Consider the following 19,673-nt stretch of genomic DNA (forward strand, 5'->3'; position numbering starts at 1 on the left):
TTTAGATTAAAATTTAGTTTTGCTGTCTCCTTGAGCACAGTCGAAAGGTTAAAAAAGAATAAAATCACACAAATGCAATACCACTTCAACGAGATAGAAGCCAAATGGCAAAAATATTGGGCAGACAACCAAACGTTTAAAGCTATAAATAATAGTGATAAGCCTAAATATTATGTGTTAGATATGTTTCCTTATCCAAGTGGAGCAGGTTTACACGTTGGTCATCCTTTAGGTTATATTGCCAGTGATATTTATGCGCGCTATAAGCGTCATAAAGGCTTCAATGTCTTACATCCTCAAGGTTATGATAGTTTTGGTTTACCTGCTGAACAATATGCCATTCAAACGGGTCAGCATCCTGCAATTACTACAGAAACGAATATAAAAACGTATCGTCGTCAACTCGATCAAATTGGGTTTTCGTTCGATTGGAGCAGAGAAGTGCGAACCAGTAATCCAGACTATTACAAATGGACGCAGTGGATTTTCATTCAATTGTTTGAATCGTATTATTGTAAAGATTCTGATATGGCTAGACCGATTTCAGAATTAATTTCTGTGTTTGAAGCTCAAGGAAATTCTAGAATTAATGCTGCATGTGATGATGATATTGAATTATTTTCTGCTGAAGAATGGAACAGTTTTTCTTCTGAAGTACAACAAGACATTTTATTACAATATAGATTAACGTATTTAGCTGAAACAGAAGTGAACTGGTGTCCTGCATTAGGAACGGTTTTAGCAAATGATGAAATTGTCAATGGCGTTTCAGAACGTGGAGGACATCCTGTGATTAGAAAGAAAATGACGCAATGGAGCATGCGTATTTCAGCCTATGCAGAACGTTTACTTCAAGGATTAGAAACCATTGATTGGACAGATTCACTTAAAGAAAGTCAGCGCAACTGGATTGGGAAATCGGTTGGAGCTAGTGTAACTTTTAATGTCCTATCCCCAACCCTTTCCAAAGGAAAGGGAGCTGATAGTCGTCATGGATATTTGACAGGTGGAAACAATTCTCATTTGCTTATTGAAAGAGCTAAAGAAATGCGTACTAATCCTACTCCAGCAGAGGCAGTTTTATGGACTCAATTAAAAGGAAAACAATTAGACGCAAAATTTAGGCAACAACATTTGATTAATGATTTTATTGTTGACTTTGTGTGTTTGGATAAGAAATTAATTATTGAAGTTGATGGAGAAATCCACAATAATCATGTTGAGGCTGATGCATTAAGAACAGAAATATTAGAAAATGATGGATACAAAGTCATCCGTTTTACAAATGCCAAGGTCTTAACAAATGTTGAAGAAGTTTTATCAGAAATATTAAAAGAACTTACACAAAGAGAATCAGTCAAGAGTGAGCAAGTCCTTCCTTTAGGGAAGGATTTAGGATGGGAAATCGAAGTCTTCACAACAAGACCTGATACCATTTTTGGAGTCTCATTTATGACCTTAGCGCCAGAACACGAACTCGTTTCAAAAATCACAACCGAAGCTCAAAAAGCAGAAGTCGAAGCCTATATTGAAGCCACTGCAAAACGTAGCGAACGTGATCGTATGGCAGATGTGAAAACCATTTCAGGTGCTTTTACAGGAGCCTATGCAGAGCATCCTTTTAGCAAAGAACCTATTCCAATCTGGATTGGTGATTACGTATTAGCTGGCTACGGAACAGGAGCAGTGATGTCTGTACCTTGTGGTGATCAGCGAGATTACGATTTTGCAAAACATTTCAATATTCCTATTCCTAACATTTTTGAAGGTGTTGATATTTCTGAAGAAGCCTTTGCTTCAAAAGACAATGTAAAGATTACCAATAGCGATTTCCTTAACGGATTAAATTATAAAAAAGCAACAAAAACTGCCATTTACGAACTTGAAAAATTAGGTCAAGGTGAAGGCAAAACCAATTACAGATTGCGTGATGCTGTGTTTTCCAGACAACGATATTGGGGCGAACCATTTCCAGTATATTATGTCAACGGAAAACCACAAATGATTGACAAAGCACATTTGCCAATTGTGTTGCCAGAAGTTGAAAAATACTTACCAACCGAAGAAGGCGAACCGCCTTTGGGTCGTGCTGATGTTTGGGCTTGGAACGTAGAAACTAACGAGGTGGTATCTAATGATTTAATTGATAACAAAAACATCTTTCCTCTTGAGCTCAACACCATGCCAGGTTGGGCAGGAAGTTCCTGGTATTTTTTCAGATATATGGAGGAAAAAGCCAATAGAGACGAAGCTTTTGCAACCGAAGATGCGCTGACCTACTGGGAAAATGTCGATTTATATATTGGAGGAAGTGAACATGCTACAGGACATTTATTGTATTCTCGCTTCTGGGTGAAATTTATGAAAGACAGAGGATTTGTTGGTGTTGAAGAACCTTTTAAGAAGTTGATTAATCAAGGGATGATTTTGGGAACGAGTGCTTTTATGTATGTTTTGCATTTACCTTTTGGTTTAGATTACAAAGATGATAAAACTAAAGCTTCAGATGCAGACAAAGCTGCATACAGTTCATTTTTTGAAGGCAATATATATATATCAAAAACGATTTATGATAACAGAAAGAATTTATCAGTAGAAGACAGAAAAAACTTAGTGGATTTTATTGATGATTTAAAGGATAAATATCATTCAAAAAATCCAAACCATATACTTGTAGAGGCTTTTGATGTTTTTGATGATTTTGAGTCATACTGTAATCCAATTCATGTTAATGTAGAATTTGTTAATTCTTCTAATGAATTAATTATTGATGATTTTAAGAGTGATTATGGTAATAATAACGCTCAATTATTACTTGAAAATGGAAATTATATTGTTGGCAGAGAAGTTGAAAAGATGTCTAAATCAAAATTAAATGTCGTCAATCCAGATGCCATTTGTGAGCAATATGGAGCAGATAGTTTAAGACTTTACGAAATGTTTTTAGGACCTTTAGAGCAAGCCAAACCTTGGAATACGGCTGGTATTTCAGGAGTGCATGGCTTTCTTAAAAAACTCTGGAAACTCTATGTTGGTGACAGTGGTTTAAATGTCAATGATGCGGAGCCAACAAAAGACAACTTAAAAACACTTCATAAAACCATTAAAAAAGTCGAAGAGGATATCGAAAACTTCTCGTTTAATACCTCTGTATCCACTTTTATGATAGCAGTCAATGAGTTAACCACTCAAAAATGTACAAGTAAAGCCATTCTTGAACCTTTACTCGTGTTAATTTCTCCTTATGCACCTCACATTGCAGAAGAATTATGGAGCCGACTTGGGAATGACACATCAATTTCTACAACGCCATTTCCTAAGTTTGAAGAGAAACATTTGGTTGAGAGTAGTAAAAACTATCCCATCTCATTTAATGGTAAAATGCGTTTTACCTTAGAACTGCCATTAGATATGAGTAAGGAAGACATTGAAAAAACAGTTATGGCTCATGAAAAGACCATAGCACAATTAGAAGGACGTACACCTAAAAAGGTGATTGTAGTTCCAGGTAAGATTGTCAATATTGTAGGATAAAATTATGTGGATATCTAGGCTAAAAAGAAATGATAAAATCGGACTGTTTTTCTTTATAGCTTTTGTTTTAAGTACCTCTTTAATTTATCTGTTTGAAGAACGTTTTGATAAAAATGTATGGATAAGTTCACCTTCTAAACGCCATCAAATGGTTGATGATGTTATAGAATCTCAAATGCTAATTGGTAAAACTAAAGATGAGGTTATTTTTATGTTAGGGGAACCGAATTCCAGTGTTTCAAAAGAAAAAGATGTTTTTCTTTACAGATTAGGGCAAGCACCAAGTTTTTTTGAATCTAAACGAGAACAATTGCTTATTGTTTTTGAAAACGGTAAAGTATTCAAAGTTGCTTTAGCCATAGAATGATCATATTGTTTTAGATACATGTTGTTTCTGTGTTCTGCTTCACTTAAAGTGATGAGCGTAATTTTATATGGCTTCAATTCAAATGATTCAATGAACGAAGAGTGGTCGCGAGAACGATAAAACTGACAAAATTTCCTACATTAAAATTGGCTTGCTTTTTGCTATCTTAGTTCTAACAATTAAAAATAAAAATTATGGGAGGAATAGGAATGGGTTACTGGATCTTAATTGGTGCCATAACATTGGTTAGCTGGTTAGTAAGTAGTCAATTAAAACGAAAGTTTGCTCAGTATTCTAAAGTACAATTACGAAATGGGATGAGCGGAAAAGAAATTGCTGAAAAAATGTTAGCAGATAATGGTATTGGAGATGTTGAGGTGATTTCAGTGTCAGGTCAATTGACAGATCATTATAATCCAAAAAATAAAACAGTCAACCTTAGCGAACCTGTATACAATCAGAGAAATGCAGCAGCAGCAGCAGTTGCAGCTCATGAAGTTGGTCATGCGGTTCAACATGCTCAGGCATACAGTGCTTTAGGGATGCGTTCTGCTTTAGTGCCAATTGTAAGTGTCACTTCTGGAATGTCGCAATGGTTGGTTATTGGTGGTTTAGTTCTTGGAGCTGCTGCTGGTGTTGGTTTAGGATATTGGGTTGCAGTTGCTGGATTGGTTTTTATGGCATTTGCAACTTTGTTTAGTTTTATAACCTTACCAGTAGAATACGATGCAAGTAATAGAGCATTAGCTTGGTTAAAAACAAAAAACATGGTGACTCCTGAAGAATATAAAGGCTCAGAAGATGCACTAAAATGGGCAGCAAGAACTTATTTGGTTGCTGCAATTGGAGCATTAGCTTCATTATTGTATTGGGCACTTCAGGTGTTTGGAGGAAGAGATTAAGACCCTTTTTTTAAGGAATTAATAAAGTCGGATAAGTTAACTGTCCGACTTTTTTTCTTACATTTCAAATTCTAAACAAACATACTTATGGAAAATCAAATTCAAGAACGTGTTTTATTAAATGAGTTATCTGATGTAGATCGCGTTGCTTTTTACAAAAAAACATATGGTCACGTTGCTGGAGGTGTCCTGCTTTTTATTGTCTTTGAATACTTATTATTACAAAGTGAAACCATAGTTGACTTTGCATTGTCGATGACAGAAGGATATCGTTGGTTAATTATGCTTGGAGGATTTATGCTTGCAACGAATTATGCTGAACGAATGGCAATGAAATCGCCTAATAGGAATACGCAGTATTTAGCTTACGGACTCTACATATTAGCTGAAGCTTTTATCTTCGTACCTCTTATTTATATTGCGGCTTTTTATATGGATTCTGGTCCCGAATTATTAAATCAGGCAGCCATTGTAACGTTAGCTTTATTTACAGGACTATCTGCAGTCGTGTTTTTAACTAAGAAAGATTTTTCATTTTTAAAAACAGGATTAACCATAGGATTCTTTATCGCCATAGGCTTAATTATTGCAGGAACCCTTTTTGGATTTAATCTTGGATTGTGGTTTTCGGTTGCCATGTGCTTATTAGCTGGAGGCTCAATATTATATCAAACATCTAATCTGGTAAATAAATACACTACAGAAGATTACATACCTGCTGCATTAGGTTTATTTGCATCTTTAATGTTATTATTTTGGTATGTGTTAAGTATTTTTCTCTCCAGAGATTAATTTGGATTTATAATTAAAAAAAAGCATCCACTGTGGATGCTTTTTTTATTAAATTTTAATTTGTCGATCAATCTGCTGATCTAAAGAAATAAAAGTTTCCGTTCGTGATACACCAGTTATTGATTGAATATTATTGTTTAAAACATGCATCAAATGTTCATTGTCTTGACACAAAACTTTCAGAAAAATACTCCAATTGCCTGTAGTATAATGACACTCTAAAACTTCTGGAATTTTTTGTAATTGCTTAACAGCTTCAGGATTACTTACTGCTTTATCTAAAAATACACCAATAAAGGCCATAGTTGTGTAGCCTAAAACCTTAGGATTGATGACAAATTTAGATCCTGAAATGAGTTTTGACTTTTCTAATTTCCGTAACCGTTGATGAATAGCAGCTCCCGAAATACCTACTTGACGTGCAATTTCTAAAATAGGAGTTCTGGCATCAGCCATTAAAGCTCTTAGAATTTTTTTATCAATACCATCAATTTGTATGTTATGGTTAACGGTTTTCATCAGGTTGCTTGTTTGTCAAGAATGCTTAATTACACATTCAATGGGTTGTAGCCTAAATAAGGAACTTCCTTTTCAGTAAATTTAATATCAAAGTCTTCTAATTCAGTTAAAATTGGCTCATAAACTTCTTTATGAATGGGAATCTGTACTCCAGGAGTTGTGATTTTTTCATTTAAAATGGCCATAGTCGCAATTGCAACTGGTAAGCCTACGGTTTTTGACATGGCTGTATAAGTTCTGTCATCACCTTTTGCTACCATAGTTGAGTCTATTTGATACTTTTTATCGTTAAGCTGGTAACCAAATTTATGATACATCACAATCATATCTTTATCATCATCTTGTAATGTCCAGCTATCCATTAAAATCTTTTGAAGTATTTGTGCAGGTGTTGCTTCTTTTAGCTCTACCATTTTGGTCTTGCTAAACAGGTCTAATTCTTCAAGTTTGTCCCAAACAATATCGTCTTGATCAATTTTTAAAGCATGTCTAAATTTAAGTTCTACGGAATCTGTAGGACTATAAGGTAAAAACGCATTTATAAAATCACGATAGCTCATGTTTTCGCTATCTTCAATGGTATAATCATCTGCTGTCATTCCTAATTGTACAAAAATATTCCAGGCGCGACTAAAACCTACACGACGCATCGTTCCACGATATAAGGTTTTTACATTTTCTAAACCATATGCATCTTGGTATTTTAATGAATCTCTATTGGCATAAGCTTCAAAACGACCGTAGCCATCAATTTCTAAAAACTCTGTTCTCCTGAATAAACGGTTGTAAGGGATGTATTTATAAGTTCCTTCTTGTAAAAATTTCGCAGCACTTCCTTGACCAGCTAAAACAACATTTCTCGGATTCCAAGTAAATTTATAATTCCATAAATTAGTATCACTTTCGGGAGCCACAAGTCCACCAGTAAACGATTCAAAGAGAATCATTTTTCCACCTTTAGATCTTATTTGATCAATAACTTTCATAGCGCTCATGTGGTCAATTCCAGGATCTACACCAACTTCATTCATAAAAACAAGACCTTTGTTTTTTGCAGCTTTATCGAGTTCTTCCATTTCCTTACTTACATAAGAAGCTGTAACCATATGTTTTCCATAACTAATACAATCTCTTGCAACTTCAATATGATAACGAGCAGGAAGCATGGATACGACAATGTCAGCATTTTCAATAGCGTCTTGTCTGGAATGACTACTAAAGATGTCAAGGTTTATGGCTTGGCCATTTTCATGATTATCAATAAGTTGTCTTGCATTTTGAATGTTGATATCTCCTACAATAATGTGTAGGTTTTCTTCAGTAGATTTGTTTAATAAATATTTTATAAGGAATGAAGCTGATTTTCCAGCACCAATAACTAAAATCTTTCGCATAATTGTTTTTGTTAACTAATTTTGTAAGGACGAATTTACTAAATACTAAGGGTTATTAAAACCAAAATTTCAATTATATGAACAGGATTATTTTTATTACAGCAACTATTTTGGGTATGCTTGCAATTGTATTGGGAGCTTTTGCCGCTCATGGCTTAAAATCTTTAATAACTGCAGAATCTATAAACACATTTGAAACAGGTGTGCGATATCAAATGTATCATGCTTTTTATTTATTTATCATTGGTGGTTTAAAGGGATTGACAGAAAAAGCTAAACGTACAATTTTTTATTTGGTAATTATAGGTTTAGTTTTCTTTTCGGGTTCTATTTACGGTCTTGCAACAAATGCTTTAACTTCATTTGATTTTAAAAGTATTGGATTTATTACTCCTGTAGGAGGATTATTATTAATAATAGCCTGGTTGGTATTGTTGATAAACTTTTTAAAAATCACTACTGATAATTCATAAATTAAAGGTGGTACTTTAAAATATTGTTTAATTTTGCAGTCTAAACAACATAAACAAATTATGGTAAACCATACACAAACAACGAAAACGATTGAGTTAGATAATTATGGTATCAAAAATGCTAAAATTAGATATCAATTATCTGCTAACGAACTACATGACATTACAATAGAAAAAGGTCAAGGTGTTGAAGTGTCTACAGGAGCTCTTGCTGTCAACACAGGAGAATTTACCGGTAGATCTCCTCAAGATCGATTTATTGTAAAAGATGATATAACCAAAGATAAGGTTTGGTGGGGAAATATTAATATACCCTTTGAACCAAGTGCTTTTGATAAGCTTTATGATAAGGTGGTGAATTACCTTTCAGAAAAAGAAGTTTTTGTAAGAGATTGTTATGCATGTGCAGATCCTAATTACAAACTGAATATTCGTGTTATTAATGAGTATCCATGGAGCAATATGTTTGCATATAATATGTTTTTAAGACCTACAGAAGAAGAATTGAAAGGATTTTCTCCTGAGTGGACAGTTATCAATGCACCAGGATTTATGGCTGATGCAGACATTGATGGCACTAGACAACACAATTTTGCGATTTTAAATTTCTCGAAGAAAATTGCATTGATAGGAGGAACGGGTTATACAGGAGAAATTAAAAAAGGAATTTTTTCTGCATTAAATTTTATTCTTCCTGTTTTTAAAAACACCTTACCAATGCATTGTAGTGCCAATGTTGGAAAAGATGGAGATACAGCTATCTTTTTTGGACTATCAGGTACTGGAAAAACAACATTATCTACAGATCCAGACAGAAGTTTAATAGGAGATGATGAACATGGTTGGACTAATGAAAACACAGTGTTTAATTTTGAAGGTGGTTGCTACGCTAAAGTTATTAATTTATCACAGGAGCAAGAACCAGAAATTTTTGATGCGATAAAGAAAGGAGCCATTTTAGAAAATGTAATCATTGATGATAAAGGAGATGTTGATTTTGCAGATACATCAATTACACAAAATACACGTGTAAGTTATCCTATTTATCATATTGAAAATATTAGAGTGCCTTCTATTGGTAAAAATCCAAAAAACATTTTCTTTTTAACAGCTGATGCTTTTGGCGTATTGCCTCCAATCTCAAAATTAACACCAAGTCAGGCGGCTTATCATTTTATTTCTGGTTATACTGCAAAGGTTGCAGGAACCGAAGCTGGAGTGGTTGAACCTGTACCTAGTTTTTCTGCTTGTTTTGGAGCACCTTTTATGCCATTACATCCAACAGAATATGCTGATATGTTAAGTGCTAAAATGAAAGAAGCTGGTGTGAATGTTTGGTTAGTTAATACAGGTTGGACTGGTGGTCCTTACGGAGTAGGTACACGAATGAAATTGAAATACACTCGTGCTATGATAAGTGCAGTACTTAATGGTGATTTAGGTAGTTATACTTACGACGGTTACCATATCCATTCTGTTTTTGGTGTTGCTCAACCTAGATCTTGCCCTGGAGTTCCTAAAGAAGTTTTAAGTCCGAGAACAACTTGGAATGATGATGAGACATATTATAAAACCGCATTTAAGTTAGCTAATGCATTTCGTGAAAACTTCAAAAAGTTTGAAGACAATGCTAGTGAAGAAATAAGACGAGGTGGCCCTCAGCGCTATACGTTTTAATTTAATATAAGTGTTAAACAAAAAAGCGATTTCTATTAGAAATCGCTTTTTTTATTAGAATCGGTAAGGTAAAATTATTTTCCTTTATTCGTTTTTATGATATATTTCTCTAATGCCATTGTCATAGAAGGTGTTTCTGGTGTTGGAGCTGCTATATCAACTCTTAATCCATGAGATTCGACAGCTTTAATAGTTGTGTTTCCAAAAACAGCGATACGAGTTTCATTTTGTTTGAACTCTGGAAAGTTATGAAAGAGTGATTCAATTCCTGAAGGGCTAAAAAACACTAAAATATCATAGTACACATTTGCTAAATCTGATAAATCACTAATTACAGTTTTATAAAATGTTGCTTGTTTCCACTTAACACCTAAGCCATCTAAAATTTCAGGAACTTCAGGTTTTAGTTTATCTGTGGTTGGTAATAAGAAACTTTCGTCTTTGTACTTTTTAATTAAAGGAGATAAATCTGCAAAAGTGCGTTTACCAACATAGATTTTTCGTTTTCTGTATACAACATACTTTTGCAGGTAAAAGGCAACAGCTTCAGATTGACAAAAATATTTCATTGTATCAGGCACCTTAAATCGCATTTCTTCAGCAACTCTAAAAAAATGGTCTACTGAATTTCTGCTGGTAAGTATGATAGCAGTGTACTTTGAAAGATCAACTTTTTGTTGTCTTACATCTTTCGCTTCTACTCCTTCAACATGAATAAATGGTCTGAAATCTATTTTTACTTTTTGCTTTTCTTGAAGGTCAAAGTAGGGAGAATTTTCTATTTTAGGCTCTGGTTGAGATACTAAAATCGTTTTCACTTTCGTCATATCCATTAAAGTGTTTTAAGCGTTAAAATCTTTAATTAACTTATATAAAATTAGATAGGGTCCAATTTCAAGAGCGCAAAGATACAAAATAAAATAGAATATATTGTTTAATAACAACTTTTGATAATTTTTAAATGAGCTAATAAATCCGAGTAGATTGATTAAAACAATGAAGCCAATACAAGCGTATATTATTGGTTTTGTTGGAGATATCGTATAAATTAATAAGCAATTGATAGGTAGTAATAAAAAGCCTGTAAAATTTTTATAAGTTGTTTTTTGAAATAGATAAGAATCGATAAGCGAATCTATATCGAAAACACTTCCTATCAAGCGTTCTAAAAGTACTTTTATTAAAAAAAGGACACCAATACCAAAAATCAATTTAAAAAACTGCGTGAGATTAAATTCAGAGGGATGTACTAACGATACATAAACTATATATGAAAAGATGGATACCGAAATAATGAGGTTAAGAAATAGCAACGCATCAAAACCATCAATAAATTTTTGATCTCTGGCATAAATTTTCAAATATTTAGAATTACCTATTACAGATATAAAATCTTTAAACCTGGGTGTAAATAAAAATTTACATAAGGTAATAAAGGCCAATCCCAATACCAGAAAAACCGTAAACCAATCATTAGATATAACTTCTCTAAGCATACGGTAAAATTATAAAGAAATTTCGAAGTGGTATCACTTTATATTTTAATACTTTTTAGAGTTTTATTAAGATTAACATTGTTTATGATTTTTTACTGTTTAATTAATCGTTTAAAAACTTACTTTTGCGATAGTTGATTATAAAAAAAGTTACGACAAGCTTAAATTAATGAGAGATGCAATTGTCATTATACCAACCTATAATGAGATAGAGAACATAGAAGCTATCATCAGAGCCGTGTTTTCTAAAGACAAAGCATTCGATATCTTGGTCGTTGATGATAATTCACCAGATTTAACCGGACTGAAAGTTAAGGAATTACAAACCGAATATAAAGACCAGCTTTTTTTAGTATCACGAAAAGAAAAAACGGGATTAGGTTCGGCATATATTGCTGGCTTTAAATGGTGTTTAAAACAGCATTATGAATACATTTTTGAAATGGATGCTGATTTTTCTCACGACCCAAACGATCTTATTAGACTGTATAATGCATGTGCTATCAAAGGAGCAGACATGTCAATAGGTTCGAGATATATTAACAACAATGTGAATGTTGTAAACTGGGATATGAAACGGCTCTTATTGTCTTATTTTGCATCAAAATATGTGCAATTCATTACAAGAATGAAAATTCATGATACCACTGCAGGTTTTGTGTGTTACAAACGAAACGTTTTAGAAACGATTAATTTAGATCAAATCAAGTTTGTTGGTTATGCCTTTCAAATTGAAATGAAGTTTAAAGCCCATTTAAAAAAGTTTAAAATTATAGAAGTTCCTGTTATTTTTACAGACAGAGCAAAAGGGAAATCAAAAATGAGTGGAGGCATTATTTCTGAAGCTATTTTTGGAGTTATAAACATGAAGCTAAAAAGTATATTTAATACTCATTAAACTAGTTAAAAGTTGACAAATTTATTTAAATGAAAACAAAAACAACACTCATTAAAAACGCCAAAATTGTAAATGAAGGTAAAATTACAGAAGGTGATATTTTAATTGAAGGTGATATTATTAAAGAAGTTTCAGATTCTATAAGTGCAAAATCTGCAGATGTAAATATTATAGATGTAGAAGGCAACTACGTATTTCCTGGAGCTATTGATGATCAGGTTCATTTTAGAGAACCAGGTTTGACACACAAAGCAACCATAGAAACAGAGTCTAGAGCTGCAATTGCAGGTGGTATAACATCTTTTATTGAGATGCCAAATACCAATCCGCAAACCACAACAGTTAGAGCTTTAGAAGATAAGTTTGAAATTGCCTCAAAAACGTCGTATGCTAATTACTCATTTATGTTTGGAGGTACAAACGACAATTTAGATGAAATTTTAAAGGTCGATCCAAAATCAGTGGCAGGACTCAAACTCTTTTTAGGCTCATCTACTGGAAATATGCTGGTTGACAATCCTAAAGTCTTAGAAAACATTTTCAGCAATACCAAAATGGTTATTTCTGTACATTGTGAAGATGAAACAACAATAAGAAAAAATCTCCAAGAACACATTGACCACTATGGAGAGGATATTCCTATTAGTAAACATCCCATTATTAGAAGTGAAGAAGCTTGCTATATTTCGTCTTCAAAAGCTATTGAATTAGCCAAAAAAACAGGAGCACGATTACATGTTTTCCATTTATCCACTGGAAAGGAAACCAGTTTGTTTTCAAATAAAATTCCTTTAAAGGATAAGAAAATTACTGCTGAGGTTTGTATTCATCATTTATGGTTTAGTGATGAAGATTATGATAAAAAAGGCACTCTTATTAAATGGAATCCAGCTGTTAAAACAGTTAAAGATAGAGATCAACTCTGGAAAGCACTTTTAGACGGACGAATAGATGTCGTTGCAACCGATCACGCACCTCATACTCTAGAAGAAAAGAGTGCTGTTTATACCAAAGCTCCTTCGGGAGGACCTTTAGTTCAGCATGCTTTTGTTGCCATGATTGAAATGTACCACAAAGGAAAAATATCATTAGAGAAAATTGCTGAAAAAATGTGCCATAATCCTTCAATTTTATTTGAAGTTGAAAAACGAGGTTATATTAAACCTGGATATTTTGCAGATTTAGTGGTTATCGATATCAATAACCCTTGGTCTGTAAATAAAGATAATATTTTATACAAATGTGGATGGTCTCCTTTTGAAGGCACTACATTTAAATCTAGAATAACTCACACGTTTGTAAATGGAATTTTAGCATACCATAATTTTAAAGTTATTGATGTTAAAGCTGGAAAACGACTAACTTTTAACAGATGATAAAACGCGTAAGTCTTCTCTTATTGTTTTTAGCATTATGCTTTGCTTGTAATCAATTAGAAAAACCTGAAAAACCTGATGATTTAATTTCAAAAAACAAGATGGTTGATATTCTTTTTGATGTGTATGTATTCAATGCTGCAAAAGGAACAGAAAAGAGAGTATTAGAGAAAAACAACGTTACTCCAGAGGTTTTTATTTTTCAAAAACACGGAATAGACAGCCTTCAGTTTGTTAAGAGCAATGAATATTATGCTTACGATATTGATGAGTACGAAGAAATGATTAAAAACGTCGAAGCAAAAATAAAAGCGAAGAAAGACATCTATCAAAAAGAACTCGATCTTGAGGAAGAACGACGACAGAAAAGACTGGATTCTATAAAAAACATAGGAGATACTCTAAAGTATGAAAAGCCTAAAAAGAAATTAATAACGCCTGTAGAGAACTAATTTTGTTTTGTGTCTTTCAAATAAAACTCTGAAACCTTATCTATAGAATAATCAATGGCATTAAACTCCATTTGTAAAGCATTTTTAATTTTTGAATTGTCGTAAATTGTTTTAGTCCTAACAGTTTTAGCCAACTGTTTTGAGAGTTTTCTTCGTTTGCCAAATAACTTACACAGTATCCAATCCAATCGCCAACCCATTTCTAAAATCAACCAGTTAGCTTCTTTATTTGCGGGTTTTACATGTAATGCTCGAGCTGTTTTTTGCTGAAATTCTTCAAATGACAGATTTTCAGAAATAACAATAAAGCGTTCATTGCTAATATCACTTTGCATTAATTTAAACATGATGTCACAAACATCCCAAACATCAACATATCCAGAAGTGCCAGTAGTATAATACTTTAAGCCTTTATGAATTAACCTAAACAGATTTCCGCTACTACCACCTTTCCAAAAACCTGGACCCAAAATAATTCCTGGATTTACAATTACAGCAGGTACGCCTTCTTGAGTGCCTCTCCAAAGTTCCATTTCTGCTCCATATTTAGTGATAGCATAAACACTATTATCCTCTTCAGGATTCCATTCGGTTTGTTCCGTAATTAATTGATTTGGGTTTGCTTCACGACCAATAGCAGCAACCGAACTTACGTAGCAAAGCTTTTTTATATGATGTGATATAGAAAGATTGACAATATTGGCTGTTCCTTCAATATTGACGTTTCTGAGTTGATAGTATTTGTTAGGTTCAAAACTTACAAATGCAGCACAATGATAGACATATGTAATACCTTTAAAAGCTTTCTCCAAAGCAGGAATATCATTTAAATCAGCTTTAATCCACTCAATGTTATCGTAGAGCGCTTTATGGTTTTCGTTGTAATAAGAGAAAACGTGCTTTACACGATTTATGGTATGAGGTCTTCTGTAAATTGCTCTAACTTGTTTGTTTTCACTAACAAGTTTGTACAATAAATGCGAACCTACTAAGCCTGTACCTCCTGTAACTAAAATCATTTTGTAAAATTAGTCTTTTTTCTTTTGTACTATACATCTATCTTTGCGCAATATTTGAAATACACTTGTTATGTTAAAGAATTTTGTTGAAGAGTTACAATGGAGAGGAATGATACATGATACAATGCCTGGAGCAGAAGATCATTTAATGGAAACCATGCGTTCTGCTTACGTTGGTTTTGACCCAACTGCAGACTCTTTACATATAGGTAATTTAGTTCCAATTATGCTATTGGCACATTATCAGCGATGTGGCCATAAACCATTTGCATTGGTTGGTGGTGCAACGGGAATGATTGGTGATCCTTCTGGGAAATCTAGTGAACGTAACTTGCTTGATGAAAAAACACTGCGTCATAATCAGGAAGCGATTAAAAAACAATTGGCTCATTTTTTAGATTTTGAAAGTGATGTGCCTAATTCTGCGGTCTTAGTTAATAATTACGACTGGATGAAAGAATTTTCATTTTTGGAATTTATTCGTGATGTTGGTAAACACATTACAGTCAATTATATGATGGCTAAAGATTCTGTAAAGAATAGAATTTCTTCAGAATCTACAGACGGAATGTCCTTCACAGAATTCACGTACCAGTTGGTTCAAGGCTATGATTTTTTGCATTTATACAAAGCAAATAATTGTACGATTCAAATGGGAGGAAGTGATCAATGGGGAAATATTACCACAGGTACTGAATTGATTCGTCGAATTGCTCAAGGAAAAGGTTTTGCGATTACGTGTCCGTTAATTACTAAAAGTGATGGTTCAAAATTTGGTAAATCTGAAGGCGGAAACGTTTGGTTAGATGCGAACAGAACCTCACCATATAAATTCTATCAATATTGGTTAAACTCTAGTGATGAAGATGCTGAAAAATATATCAAAATCTTCACGTTTTTAACTGAAAATGAGATAAAAACTATTGTTGCAGAACACCAAGAAGCGCCTCACCAGAGAGGATTACAAAAGCGATTGGCTGAAGAAATAACCACAATGGTACATTCAAAATCTGATTTTGAAAATGCTGAAAAAGCCTCTAATATTTTATTTAGTAAAAGCTTTAAAGCAGATATTAAAACCTTAGATGAAAAGACCTTCTTAGATGTGTTTGAAGGTGTGCCTCAAGCTGAACTACCAAAGGCAGATTTGGTATCTGGTTTAGATATGATTGGAGCTTTAGCTGCTAAAACAAATTTCTTAGCATCTAACAGTGAAGCACGTCGCGCATTAAAGGAAAATGCAGTTTCTGTTAATAAAGAAAAGGTAACAGAGGATTATCAATTATCTGAAAATGATTTGATAAACGATAAGTACATCATTCTTAATAAAGGAAAGAAGAATACATATATCATAAAAGTTGATTAAATTAGAAATAAAACTCTTTTAATAGAAAAACGCCTCATCATTTGATGAGGCGTTTCACATTAACCAACCAACTATTTGAAGCTAATCTCTCTTTTTCATAGAACTCTTAACTATTCCAAAATCATAGCTTCGCTAAATAAGTCGTAAATAGGTTGAAAACCTTTCTGCAATAACTGATAAAAAAGTGTTAAAGGACCATTAAATTGCAACCTCTGATATCACTAGAATCAAAACGACCAATGATTTCAAAAGAGCCATCTGCTCCAATTCGACCTAAATCTTGAGTTGCAATAAAAGAACATGAGTTTATATTTGCCAAATCAATCACATTAATACCACCTGTTTTTCCTGGTGATTGAATGGTAAATGCATCTTCTGGATCTCGAGTGAGCATTCGCATCCATTTTGGGCATTCAAAAACACCATGGCCTTTAGAATAGGCCTGACTTAATAATTCGGTCATGCCATATTCACTATGAATTGCCGATACGCCAAAACCTTGTTTTAAGATATCGTGTAATTCGGCTCTAACCAATTCTTTTCTTCGACCTTTCATACCACCCGTTTCCATTACAATGGTATTTTTAAGTTGAAATTGGAACTGTTCAACCAAATCTAATAAAGCAAATGAAACACCTATAAGCAACACTTTTTTCCCACTTGAATCTAAAGCAATAAGCTGCTCTTTTAATTCTAAAATCGTATCTAAATAAAAACCACTTTCAGAATGTTTAGATTGTGTAATCATATCATTTACCATATAAATCAAAGAAGAGCCTTGGCGCTCTAAATAACTTGGTAGCAATGCTAAAATCACATAGTCTTCAATGTTTCCGTAAAACTTTTGAAATCCCATTCTGAAACTTTCTTTATAAATATTTAAATCAGTCACACAATGTTTACTGGTTACACTTCCTGTTGTGCCACTACTTGAAAATGTAGCTTCAATTGCATCACTAGAACTCAAGACCTTATGACTTTTGAAAAACTGAATGGGTAAAAATGGAATGTCCTCAATTCGTTTTACATCACTAGGATGCCTGTATAACAAATCACAAAACGAACGGTATACAGGGTTGTTTTCAAATTGAAATTGAAAGACCTCCAGAGCTATGGTATTGAACGTGTCTTCCGAAGAGATTGAAAAAATATCCTGAGTATTTATCATCATTGCAAAAGTAGGCAAAAGAAAAAGCGTTGCCAATTGACAACGCTTTTAAATAGAATATAAAAAATAAGTGATTACTTAATGATTAATTTTTTAGTAACCGAAGTATTATTTTGTGTTACTTTCATAATGTAAACTCCAGAGTTAAGAGGAGATACATTTAAACGATTATTGTTTAAAGTCTGATTAAGAACTTGTTTTCCTAGAACGTCAAAAACAGTAACCGAAATAGCTGAATTGTTAGCACTTACGATATTTACATAACCTAAAGATGTTGGATTAGGATATACTTTAAAAGTAGTCGTTGTAAACTCATCATCAGATAAAGTGGTAGGTGTTACATCAGCCCAAGACGTACCAATACGTAGCTCATCAAACAATACAAAAGGAGTTTCTCCTGTTGAATCTTGTCTGATAGCAAATTGATTTAAACTTGTTTGAGGAGAAGCATCTGTATCAGTTGCATTAGCTGCAGGTGCACTTCCACCAAATGTTGCATCACTTGGGTTAACCCATGCATTTATAACTCCAGAAGTTGTATCGTAACTCATAACAATTAAAACGATTGACCCAGTAGTAAGTATTGTTGAATCAAGAGCACCAGCTGTAGGAACAGAACTTGAGTTAGAAACCCCAATTTGATATTGACCAGCACCACCTTGAGCAGAAGGAGGAGCAACAGGAACAAACCATAGTCTCGCATCAAAGTTACCCAATACAACAAAATAACCAGCAGAATTTGCTAAGCTATTATCTGTTACATTCATTAAAAAAGAGGTGTATAATGTACTACCAGTTGTTACTGGAGTAAATTCGATTGCAGGATCACTACCAGTTCCATCAAAAGTTATATGGTTTCCAGTTTGGTTTGTATCTGCAAAGTTTGGATACGTTAATCCTCCAGGACCACCAACTAATACTTCATCACTACTATCAGAGATGTTTGCCCAATTTGGAGTATTTCTTAGTTCAGAACCTACAGTATAATCAAAACCTTCATATAAAGGAAGCGGTAAAGATGGATCACAATCAGGACTACTGATATTTCTTGTAAAATCACAACTACTGTCTACTGGGTTACCAGTAAAAATTACAGTAAAGTCAGTTCCTTCAGTTATTCCTGTTATTAAAATTGTACCATCTGCAACATTCGTTGGATCATCACCACCAACAACACCAACACCACCTGTGTCAATAGTATATTGAGTAGTAGCACCACCTGTATAATCAATAGTTACATTATACGTATCAGTTGTTGCAGGTGTAATGGCATCACATGTTGTCGTAATGGTTCCTACCTGTAAATCACATGGGTAAGCAATACTGAAATTAACAGCATCAGAATCTAAAACACCACCATCAACTAAGTCTAAAGAAACATCGTAAGTGTCACCATCTGCAGTAGGTGAAATTGTAAACGGACTTGTAACACCATTGGTCGTTACAGGAGTTCCACCATTAGTAATAACAGTAATATTTACAGTCGCACCAGGCGCATTAGCTACCGTCCACTCAACATCTACAGAAGTCGTTCCTGTATCGAATGAATCTCCATTAAAAGGAAAAGTAATGTTTACAGTAGGGTCTGTATTTACCATTGGAGAGTATGTTCCGATTGGAAAAGGTACACCAGCAGTTGCATTAGTTCCTCCTCCTTCTAAAGAATCAACACCACCATAAGTCCAATTAGTTTCATCAAAAGTAGTTCCATCAGGTCCAGTGCCATCTACACGATATGCCCATCCATCAAGATATTCCCATGCAGTACCATTACCATCAACGTCTATATCACCAAAGATATCTACTACAGTTCCATTTTGAAATAATTCAACAGCATCATCTCCATTAATTGCCATAGAGCCATCTGTGTAATTTGGTGCAAAACCAAAAAAGTCAGTAAAACCAGTAGCTTCTGTTGCCACATAAATGAAATCACCAGCTGTAGCTGCATCAGCTGGAAAAGTAAATTCTTCTCCATCTGTTCCTTGACCATTATTTGCACTACCAAGTGCGTAAATACTCAAATCTGGAATATCATTAACTACATATAGTTCAACCCCTTTAGGTGTTCCACCAGTTAAAGGCCCATCATAAGCACCAGTTATTATAAGATTTTGTCCAAAAGACAAATTAGTAACTAGAACAGCTACTAATAAAAAGTAAATTTTTTTCATAATTTATATAATTAGATTGATAATAAAATTGCGAAACAAATATAACAAGAATTAAGGATTTTCACT

17 protein-coding genes are annotated in these 19,673 nt (G+C 33.6%); 10 read left to right on the plus strand and 7 right to left on the minus strand.

Annotated elements, in window-relative coordinates:
* The first annotated feature begins 72 nt into the window (after positions 1-72).
* The 4 genes from ACRHNM_RS03185 to ACRHNM_RS03200 all read left to right on the plus strand — a co-directional run bounded on the left by ACRHNM_RS03185 (position 73) and on the right by ACRHNM_RS03200 (position 5,595).
* Complete coding sequence (locus tag ACRHNM_RS03185; RefSeq protein ID WP_431133591.1) at positions 73-3,534, plus strand: leucine--tRNA ligase; 3,462 nt, start codon at positions 73-75, stop codon at positions 3,532-3,534.
* Between the two features lie 4 nt (positions 3,535-3,538).
* Entirely contained in the window at positions 3,539-3,901 is a 363-nt protein-coding gene (locus tag ACRHNM_RS03190; RefSeq protein ID WP_431133594.1) for a hypothetical protein, read from the plus strand.
* A 194-nt stretch (positions 3,902-4,095) separates the two neighbouring features.
* Positions 4,096-4,803: a zinc metallopeptidase gene (locus tag ACRHNM_RS03195; protein WP_431133596.1), complete on the plus strand. Its 708-nt coding sequence runs from the start codon at positions 4,096-4,098 to the stop codon at positions 4,801-4,803.
* 87 nt (positions 4,804-4,890) lie between these two features.
* Positions 4,891-5,595, plus strand: a complete 705-nt coding sequence (locus ACRHNM_RS03200) for a Bax inhibitor-1/YccA family protein (protein WP_431133598.1) — start codon at positions 4,891-4,893, stop codon at positions 5,593-5,595.
* Between the two features lie 48 nt (positions 5,596-5,643).
* Here the strand turns inward: ACRHNM_RS03200 and ACRHNM_RS03205 are convergent, their stop codons facing one another.
* Positions 5,644-6,114: an Lrp/AsnC ligand binding domain-containing protein gene (locus tag ACRHNM_RS03205; RefSeq protein ID WP_431133600.1), complete on the minus strand. Its 471-nt coding sequence runs from the start codon at positions 6,112-6,114 to the stop codon at positions 5,644-5,646.
* Between the two features lie 29 nt (positions 6,115-6,143).
* Positions 6,144-7,508 carry a saccharopine dehydrogenase family protein gene (locus ACRHNM_RS03210; RefSeq protein WP_431133602.1) on the minus strand — a complete coding sequence of 455 codons (1,365 nt, stop codon included), beginning with the start codon at positions 7,506-7,508 and terminating at the stop codon, positions 6,144-6,146.
* Between the two features lie 77 nt (positions 7,509-7,585).
* Here ACRHNM_RS03210 and ACRHNM_RS03215 point away from each other — a divergent pair, with 77 nt between their 5' ends.
* Both ACRHNM_RS03215 and pckA read left to right on the plus strand, forming a co-directional pair.
* Positions 7,586-7,981, plus strand: coding sequence for a DUF423 domain-containing protein (locus ACRHNM_RS03215; RefSeq protein ID WP_431133604.1), 396 nt, complete (start codon positions 7,586-7,588; stop codon positions 7,979-7,981).
* Between the two features lie 60 nt (positions 7,982-8,041).
* Positions 8,042-9,658 (plus strand): phosphoenolpyruvate carboxykinase (ATP), encoded by a 1,617-nt coding sequence (gene pckA / locus ACRHNM_RS03220; protein WP_431133606.1) that lies wholly within the window; start codon positions 8,042-8,044, stop codon positions 9,656-9,658.
* Positions 9,659-9,732: 74 nt separating this feature from the next.
* On the opposite strand, the gene ACRHNM_RS03225 is transcribed toward pckA, so the two are convergent.
* Both ACRHNM_RS03225 and ACRHNM_RS03230 read right to left on the minus strand, forming a co-directional pair.
* Positions 9,733-10,485 (minus strand): uroporphyrinogen-III synthase, encoded by a 753-nt coding sequence (locus ACRHNM_RS03225; RefSeq protein ID WP_431133608.1) that lies wholly within the window; start codon positions 10,483-10,485, stop codon positions 9,733-9,735.
* Between the two features lie 15 nt (positions 10,486-10,500).
* Positions 10,501-11,154, minus strand: coding sequence for a DUF4271 domain-containing protein (locus ACRHNM_RS03230; RefSeq protein WP_431133610.1), 654 nt, complete (start codon positions 11,152-11,154; stop codon positions 10,501-10,503).
* Positions 11,155-11,323: 169 nt separating this feature from the next.
* Here ACRHNM_RS03230 and ACRHNM_RS03235 point away from each other — a divergent pair, with 169 nt between their 5' ends.
* The 3 genes from ACRHNM_RS03235 to ACRHNM_RS03245 are packed head-to-tail and all read left to right on the plus strand — an operon-like array spanning position 11,324 to position 13,880.
* Positions 11,324-12,052, plus strand: a complete 729-nt coding sequence (locus ACRHNM_RS03235) for a polyprenol monophosphomannose synthase (RefSeq protein WP_431133612.1) — start codon at positions 11,324-11,326, stop codon at positions 12,050-12,052.
* 29 nt (positions 12,053-12,081) lie between these two features.
* The gene (locus ACRHNM_RS03240; RefSeq protein WP_431133614.1) at positions 12,082-13,428 is read left to right on the plus strand and encodes a dihydroorotase; all 1,347 of its coding nucleotides are present in this window, start codon (positions 12,082-12,084) and stop codon (positions 13,426-13,428) included.
* The gene (locus ACRHNM_RS03245; RefSeq protein ID WP_431133616.1) at positions 13,425-13,880 is read left to right on the plus strand and encodes a DUF4296 domain-containing protein; all 456 of its coding nucleotides are present in this window, start codon (positions 13,425-13,427) and stop codon (positions 13,878-13,880) included. Before ACRHNM_RS03240 ends, ACRHNM_RS03245 begins: the two co-directional genes overlap by 4 nt.
* Here ACRHNM_RS03245 and ACRHNM_RS03250 read toward each other — a convergent pair.
* Positions 13,877-14,899 (minus strand): NAD-dependent epimerase/dehydratase family protein, encoded by a 1,023-nt coding sequence (locus ACRHNM_RS03250; protein ID WP_431133618.1) that lies wholly within the window; start codon positions 14,897-14,899, stop codon positions 13,877-13,879. The two genes, ACRHNM_RS03245 and ACRHNM_RS03250, sit on opposite strands and share 4 nt — an antisense overlap.
* 70 nt (positions 14,900-14,969) lie before the next feature.
* Between ACRHNM_RS03250 and tyrS the strand changes: the two genes are divergently transcribed.
* Positions 14,970-16,265: a tyrosine--tRNA ligase gene (gene tyrS, locus ACRHNM_RS03255; RefSeq protein WP_431133620.1), complete on the plus strand. Its 1,296-nt coding sequence runs from the start codon at positions 14,970-14,972 to the stop codon at positions 16,263-16,265.
* A 187-nt stretch (positions 16,266-16,452) separates the two neighbouring features.
* Here the strand turns inward: tyrS and ACRHNM_RS03260 are convergent, their stop codons facing one another.
* Positions 16,453-17,433 (minus strand): acyl transferase, encoded by a 981-nt coding sequence (locus ACRHNM_RS03260; RefSeq protein WP_431134017.1) that lies wholly within the window; start codon positions 17,431-17,433, stop codon positions 16,453-16,455.
* A gap of 74 nt (positions 17,434-17,507) precedes the next feature.
* Entirely contained in the window at positions 17,508-19,607 is a 2,100-nt protein-coding gene (locus tag ACRHNM_RS03265; protein WP_431133622.1) for a T9SS type A sorting domain-containing protein, read from the minus strand.
* Positions 19,608-19,673 lie beyond the last annotated feature (66 nt).

This window comes from Psychroserpens mesophilus, from assembly GCF_050617655.1.
Taxonomy (GTDB): domain Bacteria; phylum Bacteroidota; class Bacteroidia; order Flavobacteriales; family Flavobacteriaceae; genus Psychroserpens; species Psychroserpens mesophilus_A.

Coding starts and splice junctions, on each gene's coding strand:
- ACRHNM_RS03185 (WP_431133591.1), top strand. CDS start 73: ATGCAATACCACTTCAACGAGATAGAAGCCAAATGGCAAAAATATTGG.
- ACRHNM_RS03190 (WP_431133594.1), top strand. CDS start 3,539: ATGTGGATATCTAGGCTAAAAAGAAATGATAAAATCGGACTGTTTTTC.
- ACRHNM_RS03195 (WP_431133596.1), top strand. CDS start 4,096: ATGGGAGGAATAGGAATGGGTTACTGGATCTTAATTGGTGCCATAACA.
- ACRHNM_RS03200 (WP_431133598.1), top strand. CDS start 4,891: ATGGAAAATCAAATTCAAGAACGTGTTTTATTAAATGAGTTATCTGAT.
- ACRHNM_RS03205 (WP_431133600.1), bottom strand. CDS start 6,114: ATGAAAACCGTTAACCATAACATACAAATTGATGGTATTGATAAAAAA.
- ACRHNM_RS03210 (WP_431133602.1), bottom strand. CDS start 7,508: ATGCGAAAGATTTTAGTTATTGGTGCTGGAAAATCAGCTTCATTCCTT.
- ACRHNM_RS03215 (WP_431133604.1), top strand. CDS start 7,586: ATGAACAGGATTATTTTTATTACAGCAACTATTTTGGGTATGCTTGCA.
- pckA (WP_431133606.1), top strand. CDS start 8,042: ATGGTAAACCATACACAAACAACGAAAACGATTGAGTTAGATAATTAT.
- ACRHNM_RS03225 (WP_431133608.1), bottom strand. CDS start 10,485: ATGACGAAAGTGAAAACGATTTTAGTATCTCAACCAGAGCCTAAAATA.
- ACRHNM_RS03230 (WP_431133610.1), bottom strand. CDS start 11,154: ATGCTTAGAGAAGTTATATCTAATGATTGGTTTACGGTTTTTCTGGTA.
- ACRHNM_RS03235 (WP_431133612.1), top strand. CDS start 11,324: ATGAGAGATGCAATTGTCATTATACCAACCTATAATGAGATAGAGAAC.
- ACRHNM_RS03240 (WP_431133614.1), top strand. CDS start 12,082: ATGAAAACAAAAACAACACTCATTAAAAACGCCAAAATTGTAAATGAA.
- ACRHNM_RS03245 (WP_431133616.1), top strand. CDS start 13,425: ATGATAAAACGCGTAAGTCTTCTCTTATTGTTTTTAGCATTATGCTTT.
- ACRHNM_RS03250 (WP_431133618.1), bottom strand. CDS start 14,899: ATGATTTTAGTTACAGGAGGTACAGGCTTAGTAGGTTCGCATTTATTG.
- tyrS (WP_431133620.1), top strand. CDS start 14,970: ATGTTAAAGAATTTTGTTGAAGAGTTACAATGGAGAGGAATGATACAT.
- ACRHNM_RS03260 (WP_431134017.1), bottom strand. CDS start 17,433: ATGATAAATACTCAGGATATTTTTTCAATCTCTTCGGAAGACACGTTC.
- ACRHNM_RS03265 (WP_431133622.1), bottom strand. CDS start 19,607: ATGAAAAAAATTTACTTTTTATTAGTAGCTGTTCTAGTTACTAATTTG.